This is a genomic window from Phyllobacterium sp. 628, from assembly GCF_014189505.1.
Taxonomy (GTDB): domain Bacteria; phylum Pseudomonadota; class Alphaproteobacteria; order Rhizobiales; family Rhizobiaceae; genus Phyllobacterium.
The window spans coordinates 380,077-394,167 of the sequence record NZ_CP050303.1 but is presented as its reverse complement, the minus strand read 5'-3'; the positions used below and the strand labels follow the sequence as shown (position 1 = coordinate 394,167).

At 55.2% G+C, this 14,091-nt stretch carries 12 protein-coding genes and 2 pseudogenes; 5 read left to right on the top strand and 9 right to left on the bottom strand.

Annotation, left to right across the window (positions count from 1 at the left end; genetic code table 11):
* Nucleotides 1–232 precede the first annotated feature (232 nt).
* The 9 genes and pseudogenes from HB779_RS24355 to cyoA form a co-directional block, all read right to left on the bottom strand.
* The gene (locus HB779_RS24355) at nt 233–1,336 is read right to left on the bottom strand and encodes a porin (protein ID WP_188346478.1); all 1,104 of its coding nucleotides are present in this window, start codon (nt 1,334–1,336) and stop codon (nt 233–235) included.
* A 280-nt stretch (nt 1,337–1,616) separates the two neighbouring features.
* Nucleotides 1,617–2,840 (bottom strand): SGNH/GDSL hydrolase family protein, encoded by a 1,224-nt coding sequence (locus HB779_RS24350; protein WP_244642882.1) that lies wholly within the window; start codon nt 2,838–2,840, stop codon nt 1,617–1,619.
* Nucleotides 2,841–2,979: 139 nt separating this feature from the next.
* Entirely contained in the window at nt 2,980–3,513 is a 534-nt protein-coding gene (locus tag HB779_RS24345; protein WP_188346477.1) for a response regulator transcription factor, read from the bottom strand.
* Entirely contained in the window at nt 3,503–4,846 is a 1,344-nt protein-coding gene (locus HB779_RS24340; protein ID WP_244642879.1) for an ATP-binding protein, read from the bottom strand. The genes HB779_RS24345 and HB779_RS24340 overlap by 11 nt, the downstream gene beginning before the upstream one ends.
* Before the next feature lie 20 nt (nt 4,847–4,866).
* Entirely contained in the window at nt 4,867–5,769 is a 903-nt protein-coding gene (locus tag HB779_RS24335) for an SURF1 family protein (protein ID WP_244642877.1), read from the bottom strand.
* Nucleotides 5,766–6,143 (bottom strand): cytochrome o ubiquinol oxidase subunit IV, encoded by a 378-nt coding sequence (cyoD, locus tag HB779_RS24330; RefSeq protein ID WP_188346476.1) that lies wholly within the window; start codon nt 6,141–6,143, stop codon nt 5,766–5,768. Before cyoD ends, HB779_RS24335 begins: the two co-directional genes overlap by 4 nt.
* On the bottom strand, nt 6,140–6,775 hold the full coding sequence (gene cyoC / locus HB779_RS24325; RefSeq protein WP_188346475.1) for a cytochrome o ubiquinol oxidase subunit III: 636 nt from the start codon (nt 6,773–6,775) through the stop codon (nt 6,140–6,142). The genes cyoD and cyoC overlap by 4 nt, the downstream gene beginning before the upstream one ends.
* Nucleotides 6,772–8,778, bottom strand: a complete 2,007-nt coding sequence (gene cyoB / locus HB779_RS25540) for a cytochrome o ubiquinol oxidase subunit I (RefSeq protein ID WP_244642942.1) — start codon at nt 8,776–8,778, stop codon at nt 6,772–6,774. The genes cyoC and cyoB overlap by 4 nt, the downstream gene beginning before the upstream one ends.
* A gap of 324 nt (nt 8,779–9,102) precedes the next feature.
* Nucleotides 9,103–10,008, bottom strand: a pseudogene (cyoA, locus tag HB779_RS25535) (ubiquinol oxidase subunit II); the annotation flags it as partial.
* Nucleotides 10,009–10,172: 164 nt separating this feature from the next.
* Here cyoA and HB779_RS24315 point away from each other — a divergent pair.
* The 5 genes and pseudogenes from HB779_RS24315 to HB779_RS24295 all read left to right on the top strand — a co-directional run bounded on the left by HB779_RS24315 (nt 10,173) and on the right by HB779_RS24295 (nt 13,878).
* A pseudogene (locus tag HB779_RS24315) lies at nt 10,173–11,505 on the top strand (MFS transporter).
* A gap of 142 nt (nt 11,506–11,647) precedes the next feature.
* On the top strand, nt 11,648–12,487 hold the full coding sequence (locus tag HB779_RS24310) for an AraC family transcriptional regulator (RefSeq protein ID WP_188346473.1): 840 nt from the start codon (nt 11,648–11,650) through the stop codon (nt 12,485–12,487).
* A 76-nt stretch (nt 12,488–12,563) separates the two neighbouring features.
* Entirely contained in the window at nt 12,564–12,701 is a 138-nt protein-coding gene (locus HB779_RS24305) for a hypothetical protein (RefSeq protein WP_188346472.1), read from the top strand.
* Nucleotides 12,698–13,555 (top strand): alpha/beta fold hydrolase, encoded by an 858-nt coding sequence (locus tag HB779_RS24300; RefSeq protein ID WP_188346471.1) that lies wholly within the window; start codon nt 12,698–12,700, stop codon nt 13,553–13,555. The genes HB779_RS24305 and HB779_RS24300 overlap by 4 nt, the downstream gene beginning before the upstream one ends.
* Nucleotides 13,556–13,620: 65 nt before the next feature.
* Nucleotides 13,621–13,878 (top strand): hypothetical protein, encoded by a 258-nt coding sequence (locus HB779_RS24295; protein ID WP_188346931.1) that lies wholly within the window; start codon nt 13,621–13,623, stop codon nt 13,876–13,878.
* Nucleotides 13,879–14,091 lie beyond the last annotated feature (213 nt).

Below are 14,091 nucleotides of genomic sequence, written 5' to 3'. Positions count from 1 at the left end.
AAATTATAAAGGCGGTATGGACCGTTCGCCCATTTTCTACGTCATATCTTGCCGCAGCAGTTTCGTTTCGACGAGGCTACCGCTTGTCCACGTTGCCTGAGCGGAAGGACAAACAAAAACGGCGAACCCTTGGGTTCACCGTTTCCTGCGGAGGATTTGACTGGAGATCGTATCAACTTCGCAATCTGGCGGTGTTCTTGATAAGAGCACCGCCAAATTTCTTGATCAGATATTAGAAGTTACGCTGGAAACGGATGACGCCGCCGAATGCATCGTCATTACCGCCGTGTGCAAGGGAGTAGTCCTTACGCGCGCCGTCGAACTTGGTGTAGTTGAGTTCCGGAGTGATCGTGAAACCGGGAACGATTTCATAGGCCACGTTCAGAGCAGCAGCATAGGTGCCTTCGGATTCGTAAGCGAGCTGGGCATTGATGGTTGCCTTGTCGGTAACCTTGGCAGCCAAACCGCCCCAGACAGCATAGTCGCCTTCCCATGTGCCGAACCAGTTGCGCTGGCCGAGCGGTGCATCGTCATAGTTTGTCTGATAACCGCCCATGACCCAGGCAGAAACGGTGTCCGTGAACTTCACGTCCAAACGCAGCTTGCCTGCCCATTCTTCAATCTTGGAGTCATAACCGACGATGCCGGAAATCTTGCCCCAGGACTGTTCAAACTTCGCACCAACGAGAACATGCGGCATGTAATCGTCGATACGATAATCGTAGTTGAAGTAGCTTGCAGTCTGCGATTGACCCTGTTCAGCACCGATGATGGCGGAGAAGCCATTGCCTGCATTGAACGTGTAGCTGACCTGGTTGCTGTAGCCGGACTGGTAGTTGATGACGTCATCGTTGACGACGTTGCCGGCGTCGCCTGTCCAGGTGCCGAAGATTTCGTCGACTGTACCGATGCGGAAACCACCAAGCTCAATGAAGGCCTGAGGAATGGATGAATCATTGGAACCGTTCTTGTAGTTGAAACGTGTTTCAATGAAGGAGCGCAGCGTGCCGAGTTCTGTTTCGCTGCGAGCGTCGAAACGAACTGTTGCACGGGTCAGAAAGCTGTATGTACCGTCGCCATCCGGATCGGAACCCTGGTTGACGTGACCGCCCTTATAAACACTGTCGCCGCCCTGTACATCAACGCGCAGGTAGCCGCCGATTTTCAGGCAGGTTTCGGTGCCGGGAATGTAGAAAAAGCCTTTGCCATATGTGTCGCAGACGCGGACATATTCTACGGCTTCCGGCTCAGCGACAACAACCGCATCCGCAGCACGCGCGCCAGTTACTGCGACGAGAGCCGCAGCGGAGCCCAGAAGAAAGCTCTTGATGTTCATTTGTGATCTCCACACATTTTTGGGAAAGTTGTTCAGCCATATGCATTACAACTGACAGTCGTATGCGCTGTCTGCCTGTTCCGTAATGACCTTTTGTAACGGTTTTATCACGCAACTGATGTGGTTGGTGCGAAGCACGATTTTTGCCTTCAAAACGAGTGCTTGATTGCACGTGTGTGGCTTTCAAGCCACATCCATTTGGCTGGCTGTTTGAGATCAGGCTCGTTTGAGCGGGCAGTGATTCTGCCCGCGCGCGGTTTGAAAATTGAACAAATCGCCTCTACCGGAACAAGCCAAGATCGATTGATTCCGCCATTGCTTTGTACCCGGCTGCGTTCGGGTGCAGCCGATCGCCAACGTCGAAATCTGCCCGGATGCGGGAGGGATGGGCAGGGTCGCGGACGGCTGTATCGAAATCGATAATTGCATCGCAATTACCTGCTGTTCGGATCCAGCTATTGACAGCCTGACGCTTCGTTTCACCTTCCGGTTTGAAATAATTGGCAAAAACCGTGCCTTCGTAGGGTGTCAGCGTGGCGCAGTAGGCTTTTGCTCCGTGTCCGCGCACACGGGAGACCAGTTGTTTCAGTCCGCCGATGAGTTCTTCAGGCGTAACCGCCTGCTCGGACAGTCCGGCAGACGTGGAATGGCCGATATCATTGATGCCTTCCATGATCACGACCCAACGCAAACCGGGAACAGAGAGAACATCCCGATCCAGCCGGGAAAGTGCGCTGGGGCCGAACATTGCTTCAGGCATATCGTGAAGAATGCGATTGCCGCTGATACCAGCATTCACAATGCCGACAGCTGCCCCTTTGTCTTTGTTAAGCCGCTCAGCCAGAATATCGGGCCAACGCTTGTTCGCATCGGTTCCTGAGCCATAGCCATCTGTGATTGAATCGCCCAGCGTCACGAGTGTGCCGCCATCAGCCTCTACCTCAACCCGTGACAGCATGAAGCGCATCGTCTGGGTGGTTGCTTCCGGCAAGGCCGGAGCATCGGTTACATCCCCGGCAGCTGAAAGATACGCCGTTTGCTCACCCAGCGGATGAACCACGGATGGACCAGTCCAGCGTGGCAGAAACAGGCTGACAGCCAACGTATCCAACGGAGAGACGGCAATGTCGATGGGATCTGAGAGGGCTGGCGCACCGGGTGATACCGTGATTGATGCGGCTCCCCCAAAGGTAACGGCCACGCTCGTGGCTGGATCAATCGAACCCGGGGCATTGCCGGGCCGGGCAACGCGCGCCGAGCCAATAACCAGTGGCTGGGTGCCGGTTTCATTTGAAAAGCGAAGTCGAACCTTTGACCCGCCTGCACTGAGACGGACAAATTGGCGAATGGTGGTGTTGCTCAGCTCAGGGCCAACTGCAAAAGCAGGGCTGGCGCCCCAGCTTCCCTGCCAGTTTTCTTGCGCAGACGCAGCATTCATTCCGCCTAGCGCTACCAAGCAGCTTGCGAGCAATGTGGCCCGCAATTTCATTCCGCACTTAATCATCAGGTTTCTCCTCACCTCTGGGCATCAAGGGGCGGGCGACGTAGCCCGTCGAAACAGCGGGAACAACATACACAGAAGAGTTGGCGTCTAACAACCAGGTACAATTTCCAGTAATTGTCCCGCAGCTAGTTCTGCCGCGTCAATTAACGCGGCGTTTTTCCAGCTTGCGGGCGAGCGTGCGCCGGTGCATGCCAAGCCGCCGCGCTGTTTCCGAGATGTTGAAATCGGTTTCCAGCAACGTCTGATGGATGCGTTCCCATTCCAGTGTTTTTATGGATGTTGGCCGCGCCGTGAGTGCCACCCCGGCGTCGCCTGCCGCCTTGCTGAATGCAGCTTCGATGTCGTCGGTGTTGGAGGGTTTTGCGAGGTAGTGACAGGCGCCGAGTTTAATCGCTTCAACAGCCGTAGCGATGCTGGCAAACCCCGTCAGCACGACGATCAGCATTGCAGGGTCGTGGGCGTGCAAGACTTCAACACAAGCAAGCCCCGACGCTCCAGCGAGCTTCAAATCCACAACCGCATAGCCGGGTGATTGGGTTTTCAGGATATCGCCGAGTTCCTCAATCCCGGCTGCGAGCACAACTGTATAATCCCGCCGCTCGAACGAACGCTTGAGTGTGCGGGCAAAGGCGGTGTCATCTTCGACGATGACGAGCAGGCGGTCATTGGACATGGCCGCGTGCTCCGATTGCAAGCGATGCCAGTGGCAGGTTCAAAGTTACTGCTGCGCCGCCCTGTGGCAGATTCCGGGCATTCACGGCCCCTCCGAGTTTACGCACTGCATTGACCACGAGAAACAATCCGAGGCCGCCGCCGAGCTTCCCCTTGCTTGACTGATACGGCTTGCCGAATTTGGCCAGCATTTCCGGTGCAAAGCCCGGCCCTGCATCGCTGATACGAAGCACGAGCATCTCGCCGTCCCGTTCGGCCACGAAGCCAATCCAGTTTGGCGATGCTTCAAACGCATTGTCGAGGACGGTAAAGATCACCTGTTTCAAGGCGGAGTCCGAAACGATTGCAAGGTTCAGTCCAAATGCATTGCCATAGGACAATGTTGTGGCGGATCTCGCCGCGCGCCATTCACTCACAAGTTCATCGAGAAAAGCATTCACAGTGGTCACGCTCGGAGCCTCACCGCGCGCCTCACCTGCGGACAAAAGAATGCCTGTGACGATGGCCTTGCAGCGTCCCACCTCGGCCTGCATTTCATCAATTTCCTGCAGCATGACGGGATCAGCCGCAAGTGAAGGCACACGGCGCCAATCGCCCAGAATAACCGAAAGCGAGGAGAGTGGAGTGCCAAGCTCATGTGCTGCACCCGAGGCCAGAAGCCCCATGCGGACAATATGATCTTCTTCTGCAGCATGTTGTTTGAGTGCAGCGAGATGCGCATCGCGTTCGCGAAGGTTGCGGGTGATCCGGGAAACGAAGACCACAAGGAGTGCGGCATCGAGAACAAAGCAGATGAACATGCCCACGATGTGCAGTTGGAAGAGTTCTTCTGCGGCATGACCCGGCAAGATAATCGGCTGGTAGTAGACAGTCAGCCCCGCGAAGCTGACGCATGCAATGGCAACGATGGCGGTTGTTAGCCGGGCATCGAGAAGGACAGCAGCCAGCGTTACCTGAAGCAGATAAAGGAAAATGAACGGGTTCGTCGCACCGCCGCTTAAATAGAGCTGCGCTGTCAATGCGGAGACATCAAGCACGAGCACCACAAACAGCGAGGCCGATGTGACGACCTTGTGTTCTTTCAACCAGAAGATGCTTCCAAGATTGAGCGCGATCAGGCCACAAAGAACGAGAAACATTGGTACCAGAGGCAGAGCAATGTTGAACCCGAGGCGTACCACGGCGATCGTCAATATCTGCCCAACCACGGCGATCCAGCGCAACTGGATCAGGAGCGCCATATTCTTCCAGCTGGCCATATAATCGGCCGGCGGCAGCGTGGGGGCGGCTATGTTATTGTCCGCAACTGCTGCGCTCGTCGTAGCGTCGGACATGGCAGGATTCAACAAATGGCTCAGCATATGGTCCTGGCGGCGTCCTGTGTGGTTTTGACGGGTTGTGATGTTGCCCGTTCAACTCTTGCCACATCACGTGCCGAGGTGGAAGCCGTGCGGCGGCGCCACTCGCTGCGCAGAACGAAGACTGATGCGCCTGCGAGCAGGATTGCCATGGCAAACCATGTCAGAGCGTACACCAAATGATTGTTCGGAAAGGCAATGATTGTCAGTCCGCCAATAGGCAATTTGTCCGTGTTGGCATTGGCGTCGGCATCGATGAAGTAGGGTGCGACTTGCGCGATGTTCCGGGCCGCGGCAATCGCGCCGACATCGCGGGAGTACCAGCGATCGGCTACCGGATCATTGCTGCGTAAAAAAGCGCCGCCCGGTTCTGTCAATCGCAATAGCCCGGTCAGGCTGGTCATGGCTCCAGCTTGAGCATCCGGTTTCCATCCATTTCGAACCGTCTCAGAGGGCACAAAACCGCGATTGACAAGAACAATAAAGCCTTCGGCTGTTTGCAACGGCGCAATCACCCAAAAACCATCGCCACGATTTGTAACCGCCTTTACCAGCGTGTCGCGATTGTCAAGAAAATGACCCTCAACGCGAACATGGCGATAGGCGTCATCGGCGCTGATGTCGGCCCACATGGCAGGTTCAGGCGCAGATACCGCTGCTGCGTGAATTCTCTGTTGGACGTGGTCAATCAGTTCCAGCTTCCACGTACGGCGTTCAATTTGCCAAATACCCAGTCCCGTCAGGATGATTACGCAGAAAAGCGCAAGGCTGCCAAGCAGAGCAAGCTTGAGCAGAGAACTTGGCATAGTATCCGAGGTCTCATCCGGGTTATGTACTTCGAAGTGATCAGTCTTGTCACCGCCGGGGCCAAGCCTGTTCTCACTTCGATCTTCTGTCATGGCAGCTGACTCATATCGTGGCCGGGCATCATGTTGGTATTAAGATGATACATGACCCAAAGTGACCCGGTCAGGGTAATGACGACAAGCACAAGCGTGAAGATCAGCGCCATCATCGTCCAGCCGTGTTCCGACCGCACATTCATATGCAGAAAGAACACCATGTGGACAACGATCTGCACCACAGCCAAAGCCATGATGGCGAGGCCAGTCGCCTGCTTGGAATCCAGAACGCCACTCATCACGAGCCAAAATGGAACGGCTGTCAGAACAACCGAAAGACCGAAGCCGATGAGATAGGAACGGAGCGAGCCATGTTCATGACCATCATCGTGGCCATGGGTATCGTGACCTGTTTTCACTTTCGAGCTCATCGTAACATTCCCATCAGATAAACGAAGGTGAAAACACCGATCCAGATGACGTCAAGGAAGTGCCAGAACATGCTCAGGCACATCAGACGGCGTGTGTTCGCTGGGATCAACCCGTAGCGGGCAACCTGCACCATCAGTGTCACCAGCCAGATCAAGCCAACAGTAACGTGCAGGCCATGTGTTCCCACCAGTGTGAAAAAGGAGGAAAGGAAGGCGCTTCGTTGCGGTGTAGCGCCTTCATGGATCATGTGGGCAAATTCGTAGAGTTCGATGCAGATGAAGGCAACGCCGAACAGGCCGGTCAAGGCGAGCCAGCCCTGTGTCGCGCCAACCTTGCCCTTGACCATCGTCAACATGGCAAAGCCATAGGTGATTGACGAGAACAGCAACATCGAGGTGTTGATGGCGACGAGTGGCAGATCGAACAGGTCTTTCGGTGCAGGACCCGCCGCATAATTGCCGCCCAGAACGCCGTAAGTTGCGAACAGAACCGCAAAGATGAGACAATCGCTCATCAGATAGATCCAGAAGCCGAACATGGTGCTGCCACCTTCGGCATGGTCATGTTCATCTTTCAGATAAAACACCGGCGTTTTGGTACTCTCGTGTGTAGCGGAAGCGGTTGTACTCATCGTGCCAATCCCGCCAGCATGGTTGTGCGTTCGTTTTCAGATTTGACAACCTCATCGAGCGGTATGTGGAAGTCACGGTTATAGTTGAACGTGTGGGCGATGGTCACAACCAGCAGAGCCACAAAACTGACCGCTGCAAGCCACCAGATGTACCAGATCATCGCAAAACCAAAGATGATGCTGAGAACCGCGAGTATCACGCCCGTGCCAGTGTTGCGCGGCATATGGATAGCGCGGAAGCCTTCTGTCGGTCTGACATAGCCACGCTTCTTCATGTCGTACCAGGCATCCAGATCATGGATGACAGGTGTATGGGCGAAATTATAAGCAGGCGGAGGCGATGCCGTTGCCCATTCCAGCGTACGGCCATCCCATGGATCACCTGTCAGATCGCGCAGTGCTTCGCGATTACGAATGCTGACATAAATCTGGACGAGGAAAGACAGGATGCCGAGAGCCACAAGGAACGCTCCAAAGCCGGCGATAATGAACCAGATTTGCAGTGAGGGGTCTTCGAATGTACGTAGGCGCCGTGTTACGCCCATCAGGCCGAGGACATAGAGCGGCATGAAGGCGAAGTAGAAGCCGATAACCCAGAACCAGAATGACATCTTGCCCCAGAACGGATCGAGCCGGAAACCGAACGCCTTGGGAAACCAGTAGTAAATACCGGCAAACAGGCCAAACAGCACGCCGCCGATAATCACGTTGTGGAAATGCGCAACCAGGAACAGGCTGTTGTGCAGTACGAAGTCTGCCGGAGGAACGGCGAGAAGCACACCGGTCATGCCGCCGATAACGAAGGTCAGCATGAAGGCAATCGTCCACATCATCGGCAGTTCGAAGCGGATGCGGCCGCGATACATGGTAAACAGCCAGTTGAATATTTTTGCACCTGTCGGGATCGAAATGATCATCGTAGTGATACCGAAGAACGAGTTCACGCTGGCACCCGAGCCCATGGTGAAGAAGTGGTGCAGCCAGACGAGATAGGCGAGAATGGTGATAACGATCGTGGCATAGACCATCGATGTATAACCAAACAGGCGCTTGCCAGCGAAGGTCGAGGTAACTTCGGAGAAGATACCAAAGGCGGGCAGAATGAGGATGTAAACTTCCGGGTGACCCCAAATCCAGATGAGGTTCACATACATCATCGGATTGCCGCCAAAGTCATTGGTGAAGAAGTTCGTGCCAATATAGCGGTCGAGGGTCAGCAGGGCCAGAACGGCCGTCAGAACCGGGAAGGCGGCGACAATCAACACGTTGGTGCACAGGGCAGTCCAGGTGAAGATCGGCAGCTTCATCATGGTCATGCCGGGTGCGCGCATCTTGACGATGGTCGCAACAAGATTGACGCCCGACAGCAATGTCCCGATACCGGCAATCTGCAATGCCCAGATATAGTAATCCATACCGGCATCTGGACTGTAGCCGATATTTGACAGCGGTGGGTAAGCCAGCCAGCCGGTCTTGGCGAACTCGCCGACAAACAGCGACATCATGACGAGGATGGCACCGGCCGTTGTCATCCAGAAGCTGAAATTGTTGAGGAACGGGAACGAAACGTCCCGCGCACCGATCTGCAGCGGTACCACAAAATTCATGAGGCCGGTAACAAGCGGCATCGCCACAAAGAAGATCATGATCACGCCATGCGCCGTGAATACCTGATCGAAATGGTGGGCAGGAAGATAGCCGTCTGAACCATTGAAGGCCATTGCCTGCTGCAGGCGTATCATGATGGCATCGGAGAAGCCGCGCAGCAGCATGACGATACCGAGCACCATATACATCACGCCGATCCGCTTGTGATCCACGCTGGTAAACCACTCGTGCCAGAGGTAGCCCCAGACACGATAGTAGGTCAGCAAGCCGACGAGCAATGCGCCACCGAGAGCAACGACGGCGAAGGTCGCTACCAGAATTGGCTCGTGATAGGGAAACGACTCCAGCGTAAGCCGTCCGAAAATGAGTTTTATAAGATCGGGATTATCAAACATATCGGGTTCGATCCGTTCAGGAATTCGACGGCCGGCGCTGTGGGCCGAACAATGGGGAGAAACAGGGCGAGGCAAACCTGCGCCGAGGACGGGTGATGTATTGAGCGGCGTTGTCAACTGCGCATTGATGCCTGACTGAAGCGCTTCCTCGGTGCTGCAGATGCCGGCTACAAACGTTGGTTCAGGCCCAAAAACAGCGCCGCGCCGTGTGTATTTGTCATATTCCAGCGCGCGAACATTGTAGATGCCTGCCATGCCAAGGCCGCCCTTGGCATCAATGGCGTCCATCTCGCTCATGCACATTTTGCCCCGTTCGACGCAGCGGTTGAGAACCGCACTGAACAGTTCCGGGTCAACACTGGCATAGTGTTGGACCGGCACGTTCTCGCTGGGCCGTTCGAGTTGCAGATAAGTCTCGCGATCAAGTGCACTGCCTTTGGCTTTGAGATCAGAAACCCATTTATCAAATTCCGCGTCCGGCAGTCCGTGGAATGCAAAACGCATCCCTGAAAAACCCGCGCCGCTATAATTGGCAGAGAAGCCTTGATACATGCCGGGATGGTTGATCACTGCGCTCAGCTTCGTCTGCATGCCTGGCATAGTGTAAATCTGACCAGCCAAGGCCGGAATGTAGAATGAGTTCATCACAGCCGAAGACGTCAGGCGGAAATTAATGGGACGGTCCACCGGCGCAGCCAGTTCATTGACTGTGGCGACGCCATATTCCGGATAGATAAACAGCCATTTCCAGTCGAGGGCGACCACTTCAACCTGCAGCGGTTTGACGTCTTGTGAAACAGCCTTCCCGGGAGAGATCCGTCCGAGCGGACGATAGGGATCAAGCAGATGCGTCGCCATCCATGTCACCGCACCCAAACAGATGATGATGAGCAACGGCGCGGCCCAGATGATCAATTCGAGCTGCGTCGAGTGATCCCATTCCGGATCGTAGGTGGCGCTGGTGTTTGATTGCCGGTATTTCCAGGCGAAGAAAACCGTCAGGAACATGACAGGTATGATGATGATGAGCATCAAGACCGTCGAGACGATCACAAGATCGCGTTGCTGCACGGCAACGTCGCCGGATGGACTCATAACCACGGCATTGCAAGCGGACAGCAATGCAAGGAGCGGAAGCAAGGCGATGGCGAGAAGACGGTTCAAGAGACTTCCTGTCAATGAAAACAGCGCGAAAGTCGGAAACTCAGGCCATCTGGTTGGTGAGTTCACAACTTAATTGCGCCATCACTAGCTGCACCATAGTCAGGGCGACATTGGACAATTTGCCCAATCCTCCCCTAGTGTGTCACAATGATAGGAGATACGCTAGCAGGAGCCACGAAAAGGCGCAGCTGCAGGGTTTCAACTATTATGCTCGAGGAGCGCAATCGGCCATGAGCGCGAAAACAGGGGCGGTACTAACCACGACGCTCGAACGGGATGCACGAAATTTGCATGCCGGACATGATGACGTCAATGTTGGTGAAATCGCCATCGGCGTTGTCATTGGCCGGACGTCCGAATTCTTCGACTTTTTCGTGTACGCGATCGCATCCGTTCTGGTTTTCCCGAAGCTGGTTTTCCCGCACCTCGATGCGCTCACCGGCACGGTCTATTCGTTTCTTATCTTTGCGCTGGCATTCATCGCCCGTCCGCTCGGTACTGTCATCTTCATGGCTATCGACCGCACTTACGGGCGCGGCGTGAAGCTGACCATCACGCTGTTCCTGCTTGGCAGTTCCACTGTGGCTATCGGCTTCCTGCCCGGTTACGAACAGGTCGGATGGGCATCGGCTGCACTCTTGGCGCTGTTCCGCATTGGTCAGGGTCTTGCGCTGGGCGGTGAGTGGGACGGTCTTGCCTCACTGCTCGCGCTCAATGCGCCGAAGCAGCGACGCGGCTGGTATGCGATGATCCCGCAGCTTGGCGCGCCGCTCGGCCTTATGGTTGCGGCAGGCCTGTTTGCGTTCTTTGTGGCCAATCTTTCTGCTGAAGATTTCCTGAGTTGGGGCTGGCGCTATCCGTTCTTCGTGGCCTTCGCCATCAATGTTGTGGCGCTTTTTGCGCGTCTTCGCATGGTGGTGACGCCGCAATATGCCAAGCTTTTTGAAAGCCGTGAATTGCAGCCGACGACTGTTACGAACACGCTGCAGAGCGAGGGCCGTCATGTCGTCATCGGCGCATTCGCTCCGCTCGCCAGCTTTGCATTGTTTCACATGGTCACGGTGTTCCCGTTGTCATGGGTGTTTCTTTATACGGATCAGGGCCCGGCGCGGTTTCTCCTGATTGAAGCCTTCGGTGCTGCCGTCGGCGTGATTGCAGTATTTGCATCCGGCAATATTGCAGACCGTATCGGGCGGCGTAATCTGCTTGGCGGTACAGCAATTGCCATCGCCGTGTTCAGTGGCTTCGCGCCTCAATTGCTTGATGGCGGAGATATCGGCGAACTGGTCTTCATGGTTCTCGGCTTTATATTGCTCGGCCTGTCATTCGGCCAATCCTCCGGCTCGGTAGCATCGCGGTTCTCCAAAAAGTTCCGCTATACGGGGTCTGCCTTGACAAGCGATCTCGCTTGGCTTTTTGGCGCGGGGTTTGCCCCCCGTGGTTGCGCTGATGCTTGCCAGCCACTTCGGTTTGATTGCAGCCGGGGCCTATCTGCTTTCGGGTGCTGTCTGTACCCTGATTGCATTGGCTATGAACCGCCAACCGGACGCGCAGGATCAATAAATACAACGATCGCTGGTTTGGGGATAAATGAATCCCACCCAACACTCCTGACAGTCCGATGTCAGGAGCACTTCTGTATGGTTTGAGACAGAGCGGCTTATTCCGCATCCATCCTGCACCAGACCGGAGTTATCTGAAGCACATGTCTGAGTTTGAAGTCAGCGATCTGCTCGATACAGGTATCGTATCGCTGCAAAATGTCCGGTGCAGCTGTACTTGCCGTCATCGCAGCGCCGAAGAGTGCACCTCGACCACCTATCTCGTGTTCCCCTATCGTGGCATCTACATTAGACATGTCGGTGGCGAACAGGCTGTCGCGGATGCCAATCACGTCCTGTTCTTCAATTCGGGTGAGGCCTATCAGGTTAGCCATCCCATCAATGGCGGGGATGCAAGCCTGTCCGTCGGGCTGTCGGAATCGGTGCTGCGCGAACTGGTCCCGCGTTCTCTCTTGAACAATCGCGCCGAGCTTGGTTTCCGTCTGCAAAGCCAGCGTATTGACCCGCGCGCCCAAGCTTTGGTTGCCCTCCTGCGGTATCATCTTGAGAACGGCACCATCGAGCCGCTTGAGGCGGAAAGCCTGTTGCTTACTCTGATATGCCGCAGTTTCGGACCGCGCACCTCACACGAGTCCCGCTCGACATTTGCCCGAAGCCGGCTGGCGGATCGCGTGAAAGTTTTGCTTGCCAGTGATCTCTCACGGCGCTGGACATTGAACGAGATTGCCGCGGAGATTGGCGGTTCGCCGGTTTATCTCACGCAGGTGTTCCAGCAGGTAGAGGGAATACCGCTTTACCGTTATCACCTGCGATTGCGCCTCGCGCGCGCCCTTGATCTGATCACGCACTATGATGATTTGTCAGCGCTGGCTCTGGAGCTGGGGTTTTCCAGTCATAGTCATTTCACCGCTGCATTCCGCCAGGCCTATGGCCGGTCGCCGACGGCTTTCACACAAACGCCCCGGCATTCTCAAAACAGCTAAAGATCTCGATAGCGGCGTTTGGCGCACGATGGTCTCCTGATCAGGCCCGATAGGCGGGCTGCCAAGGAGATAAATTATGGCTGAGAAAACGTGTGCCGTCTGCGATGACAAGCTTGATGCAACTGTCATTGAGGTCAAAATCGGCGATCAGACCGTCGAGGTCTGCTGCGAAGAATGTGCGCTGAAGCTGCGTGAAGCAAGGACAGCGTCATGAGCAGCAAGCAGTTTGAAGCTGCCAAGAAGTATGTGGATACGGCCTCCGGCCGTATCCATTATGCCGAGGCAGGCGTGGGGCCGGTTGCGCTTTTCGTGCACGGTATTCTCGTCAACAGCTATATCTGGCGACACCAGCTGTCAGCACTGTCTGACATCCGGCGCTGCATCGCAATCGATACGCTTGCGCATGGTGCAACGGCAGTTGCCGATGAGCAGGACGTATCGTCAACCGCGCAGGCGACGATGCTCGGGCAATTTCTTGACGGGCTCGGCATCGATAAAGTCGATCTCGTCGGGAATGATGGGGGCGGGGCCGTTTGCCAGATTTTTGCCGTCAACAATCCAGAACGGATTCGAACCCTGACACTGACGGACTGCGATACACATGACAATTGGCCGCCGGAAGCATTTCAGGGTTTTGTCGATATGTGTGCCGCCGGTGGTTTGCGCGACACGCTCACGGCGCTGGTGAATGACAAGGACATCTTTCGTTCTCCCGGAGCGCTCGGTCCCTGTTATGAAGATGCCGCCACGATCACTGACGATACAATTGACGTCTACCTGCAACCATACTTTTCAGGGCCCAATCGGGTGCGTGGTCTGGAGCGTTTTGTTGCGGCATTCGATTGCTCGCAAACGGTCGATATTGAACCGAACCTTCGCAAGTTTCATGCACCTACCCTGATCGTTTGGGGAACCGATGATGTCTATTTCGACAAGAAATGGGCGCATTGGCTGGCGGAACGCATACCCGGAACACGCCGCGTGGTTGAGGTTGAGAATGGGCGCTTGTTCTTCTTCGAAGAGCGGCCTGATGTTTTCAATCAGGAACTCCGGGCTCACTGGTCCTGACAATGGCTTTGAGCTGGTTCGGGACGGCGTGTTCTGAACCAGCTGAATCAAAAGGAGAGGTAGAAATGGCTCGCTGGAATTCGAATAATATAAGTAAACTCACGCGGTTGCTTTCAAACATTGCTAGACGCAGGCGCATGGCGCGGACTGAGCAACATATCAAAGAACTGCCCGAATATATCCTTCGGGACATTGGCTGGCCGGATGCCTATGCCGAGCGGTTGGAAACCGAGCCGGTGCGGATTGATCCTTACACCAAAAGAGCTTTCACCTTCTTTGCCGATCCCGACGGATTGCCCATTGAGATTTACGAAGTGAGCTAACGCCCAGCTTACTGCCGATACCAGCGTAACGTTGCGGGCTGTTCCATTGATGCAAACTCCAGCGCCGAGTACCCGCGTGTCTCATGAACCATCGTCGAAATCATATGTCGCGGACAGAACGGCCAATGCATGATTTCAGCCTATGGTGTGGGTGCTGTTCGTCGCGAACATGACGAACGGACCCAAGCTTTACAAGCCTGAGTACTGTTGAGG